We start from the raw sequence: 15968 nt of genomic DNA on the forward strand, positions 1-15968 counted from the left end.
GCTTACAAAATTTTATACTTCAAATATACAATTTTAACATTTCAAGTAAATGTGTTTAACTTCTATTTAACTGATTTTAACCGCTATTTAACAGTCCTCTTTCCTTCATAAAATATGTATCTTTGTCCTTTATTATGGATTTAGAATTTTACAAATACCAAGGAACTGGTAACGATTTTATCATAATTGATAATCGCTCAAAAACCCTTCCAAAAAATAAAACTGACATAATTGCAAAATTATGTGATAGACACTTTGGTATCGGAGCTGATGGTCTTATATTACTTGAAGAAGATAATACTACCGATTTTAAAATGGTATATTATAACTCTGATGGTAATGAAAGTACTATGTGTGGTAATGGTGGACGCTGTATTGTGGCTTTTGCTCATAAACTTGGACTTTTTGAAACCGAAACTACTTTTATTGCTATTGACGGGCTGCATCATGCCTCTATTTCTAACAACCTTGTTTCTTTACAAATGATTGATGTTGACAAGGTAACTGTTTTTGATAAATACGTTTTTACCAATACAGGATCGCCACACCATGTTCAGTTAGTAAACGACCTTACTAATTATGACGTGTTTTCAAATGGAAAAAAAATCAGGAATGAAATTTATGGTGCCGAAGGTAGCAACGTTAATTTTGTAGAACAAATAACAAATAACACTTTTAAAGTACGTACCTACGAGCGTGGCGTAGAAAATGAGACTTTAGCCTGCGGAACGGGTGTTACTGCCGTTGCTATAGCCATGCATGCTACTAAAAAAACCAACAGTTCATCTATAATCTTGCCTGTTGAAGGCGGGGAATTAGAAGTTTCTTTTGAAGAACAAGACGGAGTTTATTCGAATGTATTTTTAAAAGGTCCCGCTACATTTGTATTTGAGGGTAAAATAAATATTTAGTGCATACGTTAACTGGAACACATATCAAGTTAAGAGCCTTAGAACCTGAAGATTTAGAGTTTTTATTTCAAATTGAAAATAATGAATCTTTTTGGGAAGTGAGTCATACACAGACTCCTTTTTCTAAATTTTTACTGAAGCAATATTTAGAAAACGCTCACTTAGATATTTATGAAGCTAAACAATTACGATTAGTTATTGATGATAAAGTGACTGGTAAATCTATTGGGATGATAGATTTGTTCGATTTTAACCCGCAACATAAAAGAGCTGGTATCGGAATTTTAATTCATCCTGACTTTCAGCAGAAGGGGTTTGCCTCTGAAGCTTTACAGTTACTAATAAAGTACTGTTTTATACATTTGCATTTACATCAACTATATGCAAATATCACTAGTGACAATACTAGTAGCTTACATCTTTTTGAAAAACAAAACTTTAAGCAAACTGGTATTAAAAAAGATTGGATATTTCATAATGAAACATATAAAGACGAACTATTATTTCAACTAATAAATGAATAAGAAAATTATTTTAGGAGGTATTGCTGCTATTTTTTTAATTGGCGGAATTATTGGATTTAACTACTATCAAAAAATCTTTGGTAAAGCTGTTACTAAAGATGGAGCTATATACATAGGCTCTAAAGCCTCTTTTATAGATGTGAAGAAACAACTTTCTGAGTTTGTCAAACATCCTGAAAATTTTGTTTGGGTTGCTGAAAAGAAAAAATTCACACAACCCAAAGGTGGAAAATATTTACTAAAAAAAGGGATGAACATGAATGATGTTATAAACCTTTTACGTAGTGGAAATCAAACACCTATTATCCTATCATTCAACAATCAAGATACTTTAGAAAAATTAGCAGGAAGAATAGCTGAACAAATTGAAGCAGACTCTATTTCTTTATTACAAGCTATGCAAGATCCTTCTTTTTTAGCTACCAATAAATTTACTGAAAAATCTGCATTAGGAATGTACATTCCGAATAGTTATGAGTTTTATTGGAATACTTCTGCTGAAAAATTTCGCGATAAAATGCTACGCGAATACAATCGTTTTTGGACTTCTGCTAGGTTAGAAAAAGCTAAAAAACTAAACCTTTCAAAAGAAGAGGTAATTACATTAGCTTCTATCGTTCAGAAAGAAACAGCTAAAAAAATAGAACGCCCTGTCGTGGCTGGTTTGTATCTAAATAGATTAAGAGATAATTGGCCTTTACAAGCCGACCCAACAGTTATATATGCAATTAAAGAAGTTAAAGGACAAGATTTTGTTGTAAAAAGGGTTTTAAACAAAGATTTAGTGATAGACTCTCCTTACAATACTTATAAAAACACAGGACTTCCTCCTACTTTGATTGCAATGCCAGATATTTCATCTATTGATGCTGTTTTAAACCATCAAAAACACAATTATTACTACATGTGTGCTAGTGTTGATAAAATTGGCTTTCATGAATTTGCTAACTCTTTAGCACAACACAATCGAAATGCAGTGAAATATCAACAATGGATAAATCAACAAGGAATAAAGAGATAAATTAACAAAATTTTATTCTCATCAATTTCAATAAAACATTATTAAAAAGTTAATATAAAATAGTTTTTTTTGGTTTTTACCTAAAAAAAACACAGGAAAACAGCTTTATCATCAACAGCTAAAAAACTGTAAATTATTGATTTATAGCCTGTTATAAAAATTTACCGTATCTTTGCTGCGCTAAACAGAAAGTATTTAATTATCAGACATTTAGTATTAGTATTTTTAGGATTTGTATTATTAACCAGTTTTACAGAGACTACAACTAAAAAAGAAAAAACTACTACAACAACGCCAATACCAATTCACAAGGTAGAAAAGGTAAACATTCCTTTTTTATTAAATGATTTTGTAGGATTTAAAGAAGCCTTAGCTTTTAAAGAATCACAAGGTAGGTACAGAGTAGTTAATACACTTGGATATTTAGGGAAATACCAATTTGGTAAAGAAACCCTAAAGAGATTTAGAATTTACAATACCACTCATTTTCTTAGAAACCCAGAATTACAAGAACGCACATTTGTAGCGTACTGTAAATTAAACAAATGGATCTTAAGAAAAGACATTAAAAGAAGTGTTGGTAAAACTATTAATGGAGTTAAAATAACCGAATCTGGTATTTTAGCAGCAGCGCACTTAAGTGGCGCTGGTAATGTAAAAAAGTTCTTACGTTCAAATGGATCTATCCGTTTTAACGATGCCTATGGAACCTCTATACAATCATACCTTAAAAAGTTTGCTGGTTATGATGTTTCCAACATCAAAGCCAACAAAAAACCAACAGTTTAACCAAATAACCGAAGATATAAAAAAAGCATCGATTAAATCGATGCTTTTTTTATTTATGAATGATAAAAATTGCTGGTCGCTTATGTAAATCAGTCTTTACCTGCTTCCACTCTTTTATCGTTAGTGTTTTAATATATTCTGTTGGAAGTGTTATATCACACGCCACACAAACTCTTGTATCAGGAGACAAAGTAGCGCGTAAATCATCTAACATTTTTTCATTCCTGTAAGGAGTTTCGATAAAAAGCTGTGACTGATTTTTTTCTTTTGAAAGCTTCTCTAAATCTTTAATTGCTTTTTTTCTGTCTGACTTATCAATAGGTAAATATCCGTTAAACGCAAAACTCTGCCCATTCATACCAGACGCCATAATTGCCAACAAAATAGAAGAAGGTCCTACCAATGGAACTACTTGAATCCCTTTTTGATGCGCCAACTTAACAATACTTGCGCCTGGATCTGCTACTGCTGGCACACCTGCTTCAGAAAGCAAACCTACTGATATTCCTTTTTCACAAACATCTAAATAATTCTTAGTTTCTAAATCATCAGAATACTTATCTAACAACATCAACTCCAATGAAGGTTGTGATTTTGTTGGTGTAATTCTTTTAATGAACCTTCGAGCAGACTTTTCGTTTTCAACAATAAAATAATCTAATTGTTCTACTACCTTTTTTACTGATAATGGCATCACCTCTAATGGCTCAGTATCACCTAAAGTTGTGGGAATCAAGTATAATTTACCTTTCATTATTTCTGTTCTAATTTTGAAGCTATAATTTCACACGCTTCGTCTAACATTTTATACACGTTTTCAAAACCTTGATCTCCTCCATAGTAAGGATCTGGAACACTCCTGTTTCCATCAGGATACAATTCGTTCAAAATCATCTTTACTTTTTCATGTTGCTCTTCATTTTCAGACAAAGCTACAATATCTGCATAATTATTTTGATCCATTGCAAAAATCATGTCAAACTTATCAAAATCAGCTTTTGTAAATTTTCTTGAACGTTGATTGGTAATATCTATCCCATATTTTCTAGCTACTTCAATAGAGCGCCCATCAGGTAATTCACCTACATGACAACCCGCAGTACCGGCAGAATCAACTATAAAACTTTCAGATGATAATTTAGATTTTAAAATTCCCTCAGCAAGAGGAGATCGGCAAATATTACCTAAACAAACCATTAATATTTTTTTCATACTCATAAAAAAACCTCACTAGGTGAGGTTCGTTGTTTATAAAGTTAACTTTTTTGTTAAGTCTTCTACATACTTTTTAAACTGCTTATCAGTTTCAGTCAAATTATCTACAGTTTTGCACGCATGTAATACAGTAGCGTGATCTCTTTTACCTATTTGACTTCCAATGCTTGCTAACGATGATTTTGTCATACGTTTAGCAAAGTACATCGCTAACTGACGAGCCTGTACAATATGACGCTTACGTGTTTTTGACTGTAAGGTTGCCACATCCATATCAAAGTATTTCGATACTACTTTTTGAATGTAATCAATAGACAGTTCTTTTTTCGTGTTCTTAACAAATTTATCTACAATCTGCTTTGCTAATTCAATTGTAAACTCTTTTCTATTAAAAGAAGCTTGAGCTATCATTGAAATTATCACTCCTTCTAACTCACGAACATTCGACTTTATATTCTTTGCTATATACTCAACAATTTCTTCAGGCATTTCAACACCATCTCTATACAATTTGTTTTGTAAGATTGAAATTCTTGTTTCGTAATCAGGTGCTTGTAACTCAGCTGATAACCCCCATTTAAAACGAGATAATAACCGTTGTTCGATATCTTGCATATCAACAGGTGCTTTATCCGAAGTTAAAATAACCTGTTTTCCATTTTGATGTAGATGATTAAAAATATGGAAGAACACATCTTGCGTACCAGCTTTTCCTGATAAAAACTGCACATCATCAATAATCAACACATCAATCATTTGATAGAAATGAATAAAATCATTTCTGGTATTTGATTTTACAGAATCAATAAACTGTTGTGTAAATTTTTCAGAAGAAATATACAATACCGTTTTATCTGGATATTTATCTTTAATCTCAACACCAATAGCGTGAGCTAAGTGTGTTTTTCCTAATCCAACTCCACCATATATTAGTAATGGGTTAAATGAAGTTCCTCCTGGTTTATTGGCCACAGCCATACCTGCAGAACGTGCTAATCTATTTGAATCTCCTTCAACAAAATTTACAAAGTTATAATTTGGGTTTAGTTGAGATTCTATCTTTACTTTTTGCAAGCCAGGAATTACAAATGGATTTTTTAGTTCTCGTTTTGATTCTAACGGAACGGTTACTTTTTGTGGTTTTAACGGATTACGATTTGAACTAGGTATTTTTACTGTTTGCGGACTATTACTACTATACGTATTTTCCATACGTACATCATAAATTAGCTTAGCATCATTACCTAACTGACGAACCAAAGCTACTCTTAACAGTTTGATGTAATGCTCTTCTAGCCACTCATAAAAAAACTTACTAGGAACCTGAACCGTCAATGCTTCCCCTGCCAATTTAATTGGCTTTATAGGCTCAAACCAAGTTTTATATGCCTGCGGCTTAATGTTGTCTTCTATAAAAGACAAACATTCCATCCAAACTGAATCGGCTGTTTTAGTCATATGCGGTAAAAATCAATTTTTTAGTTGTTAATTTTTATTCAGATTTAGGGGACACCAAACACCAATGTCTGGGCGAACAAAAGTGTGAATAAATTTCAGTATAAAAAAATCAAATCACTATTGACTTTTATTTTTTTTTACGTAATGTTAGTGCAATTAAAAATAAAATAATCTTTTGCAAAAACATTATACATCTATACGTGTTCGGTATGCTGAAACTGATCAAATGGGAGTAGTTTACCATGGGAACTACGCACAGTTTTTTGAGATTGGTCGCACCGAATGGTTACGTTCTCTGGGCGTTACCTACAAATATATGGAAAAAACAGGAATCATGTTACCTGTTATATCTTTATCTTGTAACTTTAAAAAATCAGCATTATACGACGATGAATTAACCATTACAACCATTTTAAAAAAAACACCTTCAGTAAAAATTGAATTCGACTATGAAATTACCAATCAAAATAACGACCTAATTTCAACTGGAAATACTGTGTTAGCATTTATTAACAATAAAACAAAAAAACCTATACGTTGTCCTGATTATATTTTAGATAAATTGGCTATCTTAAAATAATTAATCAAACCAATAAAAAACATATGAAAATATATACTAAAACAGGTGATAAAGGTACCACTGCCCTATTTGGTGGTACTCGAGTACCTAAACACCACTTACGAATAGAAAGCTATGGAACCGTTGATGAACTTAACTCTTACATTGGGTTAATTAGAGATCAAAATATTGACGAAACTCTAAAAAAGAAATTAACAAAAATTCAAAGCGATTTATTCACATTAGGTGCCATGTTAGCTACTCCTCCAGAAAAGGAAACTTTAAAAAGTGGTAAAGAACGCTTAAATATTCCCAAGATTAACGAAGAGTCAATTCAGTTCTTAGAAGACGAAATTGACCTTATGAATAAAGACCTACCTCAAATGACACACTTTGTATTACCAGGCGGTCATCAAACCGTGTCATTTTGTCACATAGCACGCTGCGTATGCCGTAGATCGGAACGATTGGCTGTGGCTTTAAACGAAAAAGAGGCAATTAGCGATACTGTTTTAAAGTATTTAAACCGACTTTCTGACTACCTTTTTGTGTTGGCACGGAAGTTGACCCAAGACTTACAAGCTGAGGAAATTAAATGGATTCCTGAAAAGCTATAACTAAGTTCTTTAATTATTAATTTCACATTTTTTAAAAAAAACTTGACTTTTTACAAAAAAAAATTATTTTTGCGGAAAATCTTATTAAACAGATAAAGAAATGTATTGGACACTTGAATTAGCATCTTATTTAGCAGATGCACCCTGGCCTGCAACTAAAGACGAATTAATTGATTACGCTATTCGTACTGGAGCACCGTTAGAAGTGGTAGAAAACTTACAAGATATCGAAGATGAAGGTGAGGCGTACGATTCTATTATTGAAATTTGGCCAGATTACCCTACAGAAGAAGATTATCTTTGGAATGAAGATGAATACTAGAAAAAATAAATAATAAAAAGTCTCTTTTACAGAGGCTTTTTTTTTGCTTACTTTTAAGCACTCAATAAAAACACAAAAAACGCTAATTAAAAACAACTTAATTAGCTATAAAACAATATTTTACAAATGAGCGTTTTAAATTCGATTATAAAACTATTTGTTGGAGACAAACAACAAAAGGACCTAAAATCACTACAACCGATCGTTGAAAAAGTACGATCTTTTGAAAATTCATTAAACAGTTTATCAAATGATGAATTACGGGCAAAAACGATCGAATTTAAATCGAAAATTAAAGATGCTACCAAATTTTTTAACGATAAAATAGCTGAGCTTGAGGAAGAAGCTAAAAAAGCAGACATCGATCGTCAAGAAGAAATTTATACTGAAATTGATAAATTAAAAGACGAAGCTTACGAAGCATCTGAAGCTGTTTTATTAGATATTATGCCAGAGGCCTTTGCTGTTGTGAAAGAAACAGCAAAACGTTTTGCTAACAATACTGAATTAGAAGTAACTGCCACTCCTTTTGATAGAGAATTATCAGCTACTAGAGAACACATTACTTTAGAAGAAGACAAAGCTTTTTGGGCTAACTCATGGGATGCTGCTGGTAAAGAAGTAATTTGGGACATGATTCACTACGATGTACAATTAATTGGTGGATCTGTATTACACCAAGGTAAAATTGCCGAAATGATGACAGGGGAAGGTAAAACCTTAGTTTCTACGCTTCCAGTATACTTAAATGCTTTAACTGGTAACGGAGTTCATGTTGTTACTGTAAACGACTACTTAGCAAAACGTGACCGTGCGTGGATGGCTCCTATTTTTGAGTTCCACGGCTTAAGTACTGACTGTATTGATTTCCACCAACCAAATTCTGAAGCACGTAGAGAGGCTTATAATGCTGATATTACTTACGGAACTAACAATGAGTTTGGTTTCGACTACTTGCGTGATAACATGGCTAACTCTAAAAAAGACTTGGTACAACGTGCACCAAACTATGCTATTATTGATGAGGTGGATTCTGTTTTAATTGATGACGCTCGTACTCCGTTAATTATTTCTGGTCCTGTGCCACAAGGAGACAATCATGAATTTAATGAATTAAAGCCTCTAGTTGCCGATTTAGTTTCTATTCAAAATAAATACTTAGTAGGTGTTTTAGCTGAAGCTAAACGTTTAATTAAAGAAGGAGACACCAAAGAAGGTGGTTTCTTATTATTAAGAGTTTACAGAGGTCTTCCTAAAAACAAAGCCTTAATTAAGTTTTTATCTCAAGAAGGAGTTAAACAAATTCTTCAAAAAACTGAAAACTTTTACATGCAAGACAACAACAAGCTAATGCCTGAAGTTGATGCAGAATTATGGTTTACTATTGAAGAAAAGAACAATCAAATTGATTTAACTGATAAAGGTATTGCACACCTTTCTGATATCACAAAAAATGAAACATTCTTCGTTTTACCAGATATTAGTGTAAAAGTTGGTCAAATAGATAACAGCGATGCTACTCCAGAAGAGAAAGCTGATCAAAAAGAAGAATTATATCGCGAATTTAGTGTGAAGAGTGAGCGCATTCATACCATGAACCAACTTTTAAAAGCCTACACGGTTTTTGAAAAAGACGTGGAGTATGTGGTTATGGACAATAAGGTAATGATTGTAGATGAGCAAACTGGTCGTATTATGGACGGTCGTCGTTACTCTGATGGGTTACACCAAGCCATTGAAGCTAAAGAGAATGTAAAAATTGAAGACGCTACGCAAACGTTTGCTACCGTAACTTTACAAAACTACTTTAGAATGTACCGTAAGTTATCTGGTATGACAGGTACGGCGATTACAGAAGCAGGTGAATTCTGGGAAATTTATAAACTAGATGTTGTTGAAATTCCTACAAACAAACCAATTCAAAGAGACGATAAACAAGATTTAGTTTATAAAACTACGCGTGAAAAATACAACGCAGTAATTGAAGACATTGTAAAATTAGTTGGAGAAGGAAGACCTGTATTAGTAGGTACTACTTCGGTTGAAATCTCTGAATTATTAGGAAGAATGTTACAAATTCGTAAAATTCCTCACAATATCTTAAATGCAAAATTACACAAAAGAGAAGCTGATGTAGTTGCCGAAGCTGGTAAACCAGGAGTGGTAACCATTGCTACAAACATGGCTGGTCGTGGTACCGATATTAAATTATCTGACGAAGTTAAAGCAGCAGGTGGTTTAGCTATTATTGGTACAGAACGTCATGATTCTCGTCGTGTAGACCGTCAGTTACGAGGTCGTGCAGGACGTCAAGGAGATGTAGGTTCTTCTCAATTCTATGTAGCTTTAGACGATAACTTAATGCGTTTATTTGGTTCTGAAAGAATTGCGAAGATGATGGATAGAATGGGATTAAAAGAAGGTGAAGTAATTCAGCATTCTATGATTTCTAAATCTATTGAAAGAGCTCAGAAAAAAGTAGAAGAAAACAACTTTGGTATTCGTAAGCGTTTATTAGAGTATGATGATATTATGAACGCACAGCGTGAGTTTGTATACAAACGTCGTCGTCATGCTTTAGACGGAAAGCGTTTACAGATTGATATTGCAAACATGATTTACGATACCTGTGATTCAATTGTAAGACAAAATAAGGGCGCTAAAGACTTCCAAAACTTTGAGTTCGAATTAATTCGTTTCTCTGCAATGACTTCTCCTTTTTCTGAAGAAGAATTCAATAAAACATCAGAGCAAGATTTAATTGACAAGCTATACAAAATAGTAACAGAACACTACAAAAACGATGCGGAAAGAAATGCTGAAAATGCATTCCCAGTAATTAAAAATGTTTTTGAAAACGAAGGTGACCGTTACGAGCGTATTGTTGTTCCTTTTACAGATGGTTCTAAAACATTACAGGTAGTTACCAATTTAAAAGAAGCTTACGAAAGTGAAGGAAAATCATTAGTTAACGATTTTGAGAAAAACATCACTTTAGCGATTATTGATGAAAACTGGAAGGATCACTTACGTAAAATGGATGAGCTGAAACAAACCGTTCAAAATGCTACGTACGAGCAAAAAGATCCATTATTGGTTTATAAGTTTGAAGCTTTTGAGTTATTCCAAGAAACGATTGACAAAGTAAATAAAGAAGTTTTATCGTTCTTATTTAAAGGAAAACTACCTAGTCAAGAAGCTTCACAAGTATCTGAAGCTCGTGAACAACAACGTGAGCAATTAGATTTACGTAAAGATGAAGTTCAAAACTCAACACAGCAAGCTATTAGCAATGCACGTAACCAACAAACACAGGAACAACAGGTTGTAGAAACAGTTGTTCGTGAGCAACCAAAAATTGGTCGTAACGAAAAAGTTACCATCAAAAACGTAATGTCTGGTGAAGAGAAAGAAGTTAAGTACAAACAAGCTATTCCTTTATTAGAAAAAGGAGAATGGGTATTGTACAACAAGTAATCTTCAAACAAACTATATAAAAAGCTCGGTTTTTACCGAGCTTTTTACTTTTACATAACATTCACTACACTTTTTAGTAAAGATTTTATTACCAATAATTTATAATTACTTCACTTTTTAAAAACATTCGAAAAGTAACTTTGGTAAACATCGAAGTATACTTAGAATGAAAAAACACAAAAAACGTAAATTAGATATTGCTGTAATATCAGATGTACATTTAGGAACTTTTGGTTGTAGAGCTACTGAACTCAATAATTATCTAAAAACCATCAACCCTAAAATATTAATTTTGAATGGTGATATTATTGATATTTGGCAATTTAACAAACGTTACTTTCCTAAACCACACATGAAAGTCATTAAGCAATTGATGAATTTCATCACTTCTGGAACAAAAGTGTATTACATCACAGGAAATCACGATGAAATGCTGCGTAGGTTTAAAGGTTTTCGCTTAGGAAGCTTTGAAATCGTGAACAAAGTAGTACTTGATATTGATGGTAAAAAGGGATGGTTCTTTCACGGAGATGTTTTTGATGTTACCATGCAACATTCAAAATGGCTTGCTAAATTAGGAGGTAAAGGGTACGATTTTTTAATCCTAATAAATACCGCTGTTAACTGGTGTAGTCATAAATTAGGTTATGGTCGATTATCTTTTTCAAAAAAAATTAAAAACAGTGTAAAAAGTGCCATTAAATTCATTAATAATTTTGAAACTACTGCTGCAGACATTGCAATTGATGAGGGATATGACTATGTAGTATGCGGTCATATTCATCAACCAGAGATAAGATCCATAAAAACTGAAAAAGGAAGTACTGTATACTTAAATTCTGGTGATTGGATAGAAAACTTAACTGCTCTGGAATACAAAAACAAAACGTGGTCTTTATATGAATATGAAAAAGATGAGATCGCTAAAAATATTCATTTAAACTACTCTGTAAAAGATCTAGAGCTCATTAGTTCTGAACACAATAATAGTGAACTTTTTACAGAACTCCTTAAAGAGTTTAACATTAAAACCCAATAATCATGAAGCTTATAATGGGCATTAAGTTAGGAAATGGTCAATACCTACTAAATAGGTAATTTTCTAAAAACAATCAATTATAAAAATTTAAAAAGATGAAAATATTATACGCTTTTCAAGGAACAGGAAACGGACATGCAAGTAGAGCCTTAGAGATAATCCCACATTTACAAAGACGTGGTGATGTTGACATATTGGTTAGCGGCTCACAATATGAAATAGAGCTTCCTTTCAACATAAAATATAAATTACATGGCTTAGGTTTTGTTTTTGGTAAAAAAGGTGGAATTGATCTAATTAGCAGCTTAAAAGACTTAAGCCTTAACAAGGTTTACAAAGAAGTTAAAACACTTCCCGTAAAAGAGTACGATTTAATTATTAACGATTTTGAACCTATCTCAGCTTGGGCATGTTTATTTAGAAATGTCCCCATTATTTCTTTGAGCAATCAAAATGCTTTGTTAAACGAAAAAAACTCTGCTTTTAAAAGGTTTAGGTTAGAGCGTTTGATTATTAAATACTATGCACCTGCAAAAAATAAATTCGGATTTCACTTTAAAACTCATTCCTCTTCAACCTTCTTACCTATTATCCGTAAGGAAATTCGCTATAGAAATATTACAAACAAAGGACATTACACAGTGTATTTACCTTCTTATAGTGATGAAAAAATAATCAAAGTACTTTCAAGCATAAAAGACATAAAATGGCAGGTGTTTTCTAAAAAAACAAAAGAACATCAATTCTTTCATAATATTACCATCCTACCAATAAACGACGATGCTTTTATTCGTAGCATGGCTTCTGCTAAAGGAATAATTTGTGGTGCAGGTTTTGCAACACCTACAGAGGCTTTATACTTACGTAAAAAACTATTGGTTATTCCAATGAAAAATCAATACGAACAACAATGCAACGCTGTTACGTTAAAAGAAATGGGAGTTACAGTCGTAAAAAAACTAAGCAAAAAACAATTACCAAAAATTGAAAAGTGGATTAACTCAAATAAAATTGTTGAAGTCCACTACCCTGATGTTACCGAAGATATGTTAGATGCAATTATTTTACCCTATTATAACAAAACCATTTTACCAGAAATTACCATTGAATAGTTGGTGAACCAATGCTTTGTAAAAAATCATTGGTTTTAGAAAAATGTTTGTTGCCAAACCAATACCCACGGTTGGCACTTAACGGTGATGGATGACCTGAGGTTAAAATATGATGCTTCTTTTTATCAATAAGCTTTGCTTTTTTCTTAGCAAAACCACCCCAAAGTAAAAACACGACATCTTTTTTTTCTTCAGATATTTTCTCAATTACAGCATCAGTAAATTGTTCCCAACCTTGTTTTTGATGGCTTCCTGCTTCTCCTGCTCTAACCGTTAAAGTAGCATTTAATAGCAACACTCCTTGTTTTGCCCAACGTGATAAATCACCACTCTTAGGATATGGAATATTTATGTCTTTTTCTATTTCCTTAAAAATATTAATAAGCGATGGTGGGTGGGCAATACCATCATGTACCGAAAAACACAATCCGTTTGCCTGCCCTACTCCATGGTATGGATCTTGACCCAAAATCACTACTTTTAAATCATCTAGCGCACAAAAATCAAACGCTGCGAAAATATCTGACCCTTTTGGGTAACACGTATGTTTTGAGTATTCATTTTTAACAAAACTGGTAAGATTTTCAAAATACGGTTTCTCAAATTCTGATTGTAAAATATTTTTCCAGCTATCATTAATTTTTACTTGCATTGTTTGTTATTTTTGTCGTGGTTTCAAATATACTATTTTGACTAAAAACATTACAGAAAAAACACTTCAAGATTTAGAATTTACAACAGTTTTAGAACAAGTTGCAACACATTGCATTTCTAATTTAGGAAAAGAGAAAACAATGCTAATTCAACCTATTTCAAACAAAAGAAAATTATTTTTTGAATTGAATATGGTAAATGAATATCTGTCTTCTTTTGAAAATGAAAACCGAATTCCGAATCATTATTTTGAAGATATTTCTGAAGAAATTAAGCGACTTGCTATAGAAAATAGTTTTTTAGAAACAGACGGTTTCTTAAAGGTTTCAGCTGTTTCAGAAACTGTGAATGAGCAAAAGAAATTTTTAAAAAAGTTTCAAACCTACTACCCTACATTATTTTCCCTAAGTGATGAAGTTGAGTTTACAACAGTAATTGTAGATAGCATAAAGAAGATAATTACTCCATATGGTGAGGTTGCCGATAATGCTTCTGCTGCTTTAAAACACATACGTAAAGATATTGGCGCGGTTAGAGGTAAAATCTCAGAAAGTTTTTCTCGTGCCTTGAGTAAAAATATTTCGAGTGGTTACTTAGACGATATCAAAGAAACTGTTATCGACAACCAACGTGTACTGGCTGTTTTGGCTATGCATAGACGTAAAGTTAAGGGTAGCTTATTAGGTTCATCTAAATCAGGTAATATTGTATATATCGCTCCTCAAGCTACGTTGGCTTACAGTAGAGAGTTACAAAACCTGTTATATGAAGAGAAGCAAGAAGTTGTACGTATATTAAGAGCTTTAGCTACTGAAATAAGACCTTTTACCCCGCTATTAACTGAATATATTTCTTTTTTAACACATTTAGATATGGTGGGTGCTAAAGCAAAATATGCAAAAAGCATCAACGGACTACTTCCTAAAATTACGAAGGAAAAAAAGGTCTTTCTAAAAAATGCTTTTCATCCTATTTTATGGCAAAAAAACAAGGCTAAGAATATTGAAACGATTCCGCAAACTATTCAGTTAGGTGAAGAACAACAAATTATTGTTATTTCAGGTCCGAATGCTGGTGGTAAAAGTATTACGTTAAAAACAATTGGCTTGTTACAAGTCATGCTCCAAAGCGGGTTATTAATTCCTGTACATGAACGTAGTGAAACTACACTTTTCAATACTATCTTGACTGATATTGGTGACAACCAATCTATCGAAAATCAATTGAGTACTTATAGTTATCGATTAAAAAACATGCGCTACTTTTTAAGAAAGTGTAATGACAATACCTTGTTTTTAATTGATGAGTTTGGTACAGGTTCTGATCCTGAGTTAGGAGGTGCTTTAGCTGAAATTTTCTTAGAAGAGTTTTATGAGAAAAAAGCCTTTGGAATAATTACCACTCACTATGCTAACCTAAAAGTATTAGCAGATGAATTGGATAATGTTACTAATGCCAATATGCAGTTTGATGAGCGTACTTTAGAACCTTTGTACAAACTATATATTGGGCAAGCAGGGAGCTCTTTTACCTTTGAAGTAGCACAGAAAAACGGAATTCCGTATAGCTTAATCAATCGTGCTAAAAAACGTGTAGAAACCGAAAAAGTTCGTTTGGATAAGACGATTTCCAAACTTCAAAAGGAGCGAAATCGGTTACAAAAGACTTCCGAAAGTTTAAACAAACAAAAATCTAAAGGACAAGAGCATATTGAAAACCTACAAGAGAAAGAACTTAAAATACGTGAAAAGTTAGAAGGTTTTCAAGAGTTATACGATAACAACCAACGTATGTTATCTTTGGGAAGGAATATTAATGAAATGCTTAATAAATACTTCCAAACAAATAATAAAAAAGAACTTTCTGCTAGTTTTTTTAAATGGGCAATGGCAGAAAAGACCAAGTACATAAAGAAAAATCCACCTAAGAAGAAAACCAAAACAGAAAAGAAAGAAGAAAAAGTTGCTACACAAAAACAACAAGAAGCTATTAAAAAAGTAGAAAAAGAAGTACTTCAAAAAGTTGTAAAAGTTCGAGAAGAAAAGAAAAAAGAAGCAGAAAAAATTGCAAAAGAAAGAGCTGCCTATGTTTTTAAAGTAAATGACAGAGTTCGTTTAATTGACGGAAATGCTGTAGGAACTATTGACAAAATAGAAAAGAAAAAAGCCTTTATTAATTACGGGTTATTTACTACAGAAGCTAAAATAGAACAATTAGAATTAGTGGAACGTGCTAAAAAATGATTCATTGATAATACACAAAAAGTTCAC

At 32.4% G+C, this 15968-nt stretch carries 15 protein-coding genes; 11 read left to right on the forward strand and 4 right to left on the reverse strand.

Annotation, left to right across the window (positions count from 1 at the left end; all coding sequences use genetic code 11):
* The first annotated feature begins 134 nt into the window (after positions 1–134).
* The 4 genes from dapF (at position 135) to MHM83_RS06335 (ending at position 3245) form a co-directional block, all read left to right on the forward strand.
* Positions 135–911 (forward strand): diaminopimelate epimerase, encoded by a 777-nt coding sequence (gene dapF, locus MHM83_RS06320; protein WP_239178882.1) that lies wholly within the window; start codon positions 135–137, stop codon positions 909–911.
* Positions 911–1435, forward strand: coding sequence for a GNAT family N-acetyltransferase (locus tag MHM83_RS06325; protein ID WP_047789192.1), 525 nt, complete (start codon positions 911–913; stop codon positions 1433–1435). Before dapF ends, MHM83_RS06325 begins: the two co-directional genes overlap by 1 nt.
* Positions 1428–2456 carry an endolytic transglycosylase MltG gene (mltG, locus tag MHM83_RS06330; protein WP_239178883.1) on the forward strand — a complete coding sequence of 343 codons (1029 nt, stop codon included), beginning with the start codon at positions 1428–1430 and terminating at the stop codon, positions 2454–2456. The genes MHM83_RS06325 and mltG overlap by 8 nt, the downstream gene beginning before the upstream one ends.
* A 168-nt stretch (positions 2457–2624) precedes the next feature.
* On the forward strand, positions 2625–3245 hold the full coding sequence (locus MHM83_RS06335; RefSeq protein ID WP_073182625.1) for a peptidoglycan-binding protein LysM: 621 nt from the start codon (positions 2625–2627) through the stop codon (positions 3243–3245).
* Positions 3246–3294: 49 nt separating this feature from the next.
* Here the strand turns inward: MHM83_RS06335 and MHM83_RS06340 are convergent, their stop codons facing one another.
* Genes MHM83_RS06340 through dnaA form a run of 3 tightly spaced genes read right to left on the reverse strand, consistent with a single transcriptional unit; the run spans position 3295 to position 5918 of the window.
* Positions 3295–3999: an SAM-dependent methyltransferase gene (locus tag MHM83_RS06340; protein WP_159492357.1), complete on the reverse strand. Its 705-nt coding sequence runs from the start codon at positions 3997–3999 to the stop codon at positions 3295–3297.
* Positions 3999–4457 carry a low molecular weight protein-tyrosine-phosphatase gene (locus MHM83_RS06345; RefSeq protein ID WP_239178884.1) on the reverse strand — a complete coding sequence of 153 codons (459 nt, stop codon included), beginning with the start codon at positions 4455–4457 and terminating at the stop codon, positions 3999–4001. Before MHM83_RS06345 ends, MHM83_RS06340 begins: the two co-directional genes overlap by 1 nt.
* Before the next feature lie 36 nt (positions 4458–4493).
* Positions 4494–5918: a chromosomal replication initiator protein DnaA gene (gene dnaA / locus MHM83_RS06350; protein WP_173360836.1), complete on the reverse strand. Its 1425-nt coding sequence runs from the start codon at positions 5916–5918 to the stop codon at positions 4494–4496.
* A gap of 175 nt (positions 5919–6093) precedes the next feature.
* Here dnaA and MHM83_RS06355 point away from each other — a divergent pair, with 175 nt between their 5' ends.
* The 6 genes from MHM83_RS06355 to MHM83_RS06380 all read left to right on the forward strand — a co-directional run bounded on the left by MHM83_RS06355 (position 6094) and on the right by MHM83_RS06380 (position 13044).
* Positions 6094–6498 carry an acyl-CoA thioesterase gene (locus tag MHM83_RS06355; RefSeq protein WP_239178885.1) on the forward strand — a complete coding sequence of 135 codons (405 nt, stop codon included), beginning with the start codon at positions 6094–6096 and terminating at the stop codon, positions 6496–6498.
* Between the two features lie 23 nt (positions 6499–6521).
* Positions 6522–7094, forward strand: coding sequence for a cob(I)yrinic acid a,c-diamide adenosyltransferase (locus MHM83_RS06360; RefSeq protein ID WP_239178886.1), 573 nt, complete (start codon positions 6522–6524; stop codon positions 7092–7094).
* Positions 7095–7194: 100 nt separating this feature from the next.
* Positions 7195–7416: a DUF2795 domain-containing protein gene (locus MHM83_RS06365; protein ID WP_047789198.1), complete on the forward strand. Its 222-nt coding sequence runs from the start codon at positions 7195–7197 to the stop codon at positions 7414–7416.
* Between the two features lie 126 nt (positions 7417–7542).
* Positions 7543–10893 (forward strand): preprotein translocase subunit SecA, encoded by a 3351-nt coding sequence (gene secA, locus MHM83_RS06370; protein ID WP_239178887.1) that lies wholly within the window; start codon positions 7543–7545, stop codon positions 10891–10893.
* 166 nt (positions 10894–11059) lie between these two features.
* Positions 11060–11932 carry a UDP-2,3-diacylglucosamine diphosphatase gene (locus MHM83_RS06375; RefSeq protein ID WP_073181162.1) on the forward strand — a complete coding sequence of 291 codons (873 nt, stop codon included), beginning with the start codon at positions 11060–11062 and terminating at the stop codon, positions 11930–11932.
* 95 nt (positions 11933–12027) lie between these two features.
* The gene (locus MHM83_RS06380) at positions 12028–13044 is read left to right on the forward strand and encodes a glycosyltransferase family protein (protein WP_239178888.1); all 1017 of its coding nucleotides are present in this window, start codon (positions 12028–12030) and stop codon (positions 13042–13044) included.
* Here MHM83_RS06380 and MHM83_RS06385 read toward each other — a convergent pair.
* Positions 13031–13696: a uracil-DNA glycosylase gene (locus tag MHM83_RS06385; RefSeq protein WP_239178889.1), complete on the reverse strand. Its 666-nt coding sequence runs from the start codon at positions 13694–13696 to the stop codon at positions 13031–13033. The two genes, MHM83_RS06380 and MHM83_RS06385, sit on opposite strands and share 14 nt — an antisense overlap.
* Positions 13697–13733: 37 nt before the next feature.
* Here MHM83_RS06385 and MHM83_RS06390 point away from each other — a divergent pair, with 37 nt between their 5' ends.
* Positions 13734–15941 carry an endonuclease MutS2 gene (locus tag MHM83_RS06390; RefSeq protein ID WP_239178890.1) on the forward strand — a complete coding sequence of 736 codons (2208 nt, stop codon included), beginning with the start codon at positions 13734–13736 and terminating at the stop codon, positions 15939–15941.
* The last annotated feature ends 27 nt before the right edge of the window (positions 15942–15968 follow it).

The organism is Tenacibaculum sp. Mcav3-52, assembly GCF_022347665.1.
Lineage (GTDB): Bacteria > Bacteroidota > Bacteroidia > Flavobacteriales > Flavobacteriaceae > Polaribacter > Polaribacter mesophilus.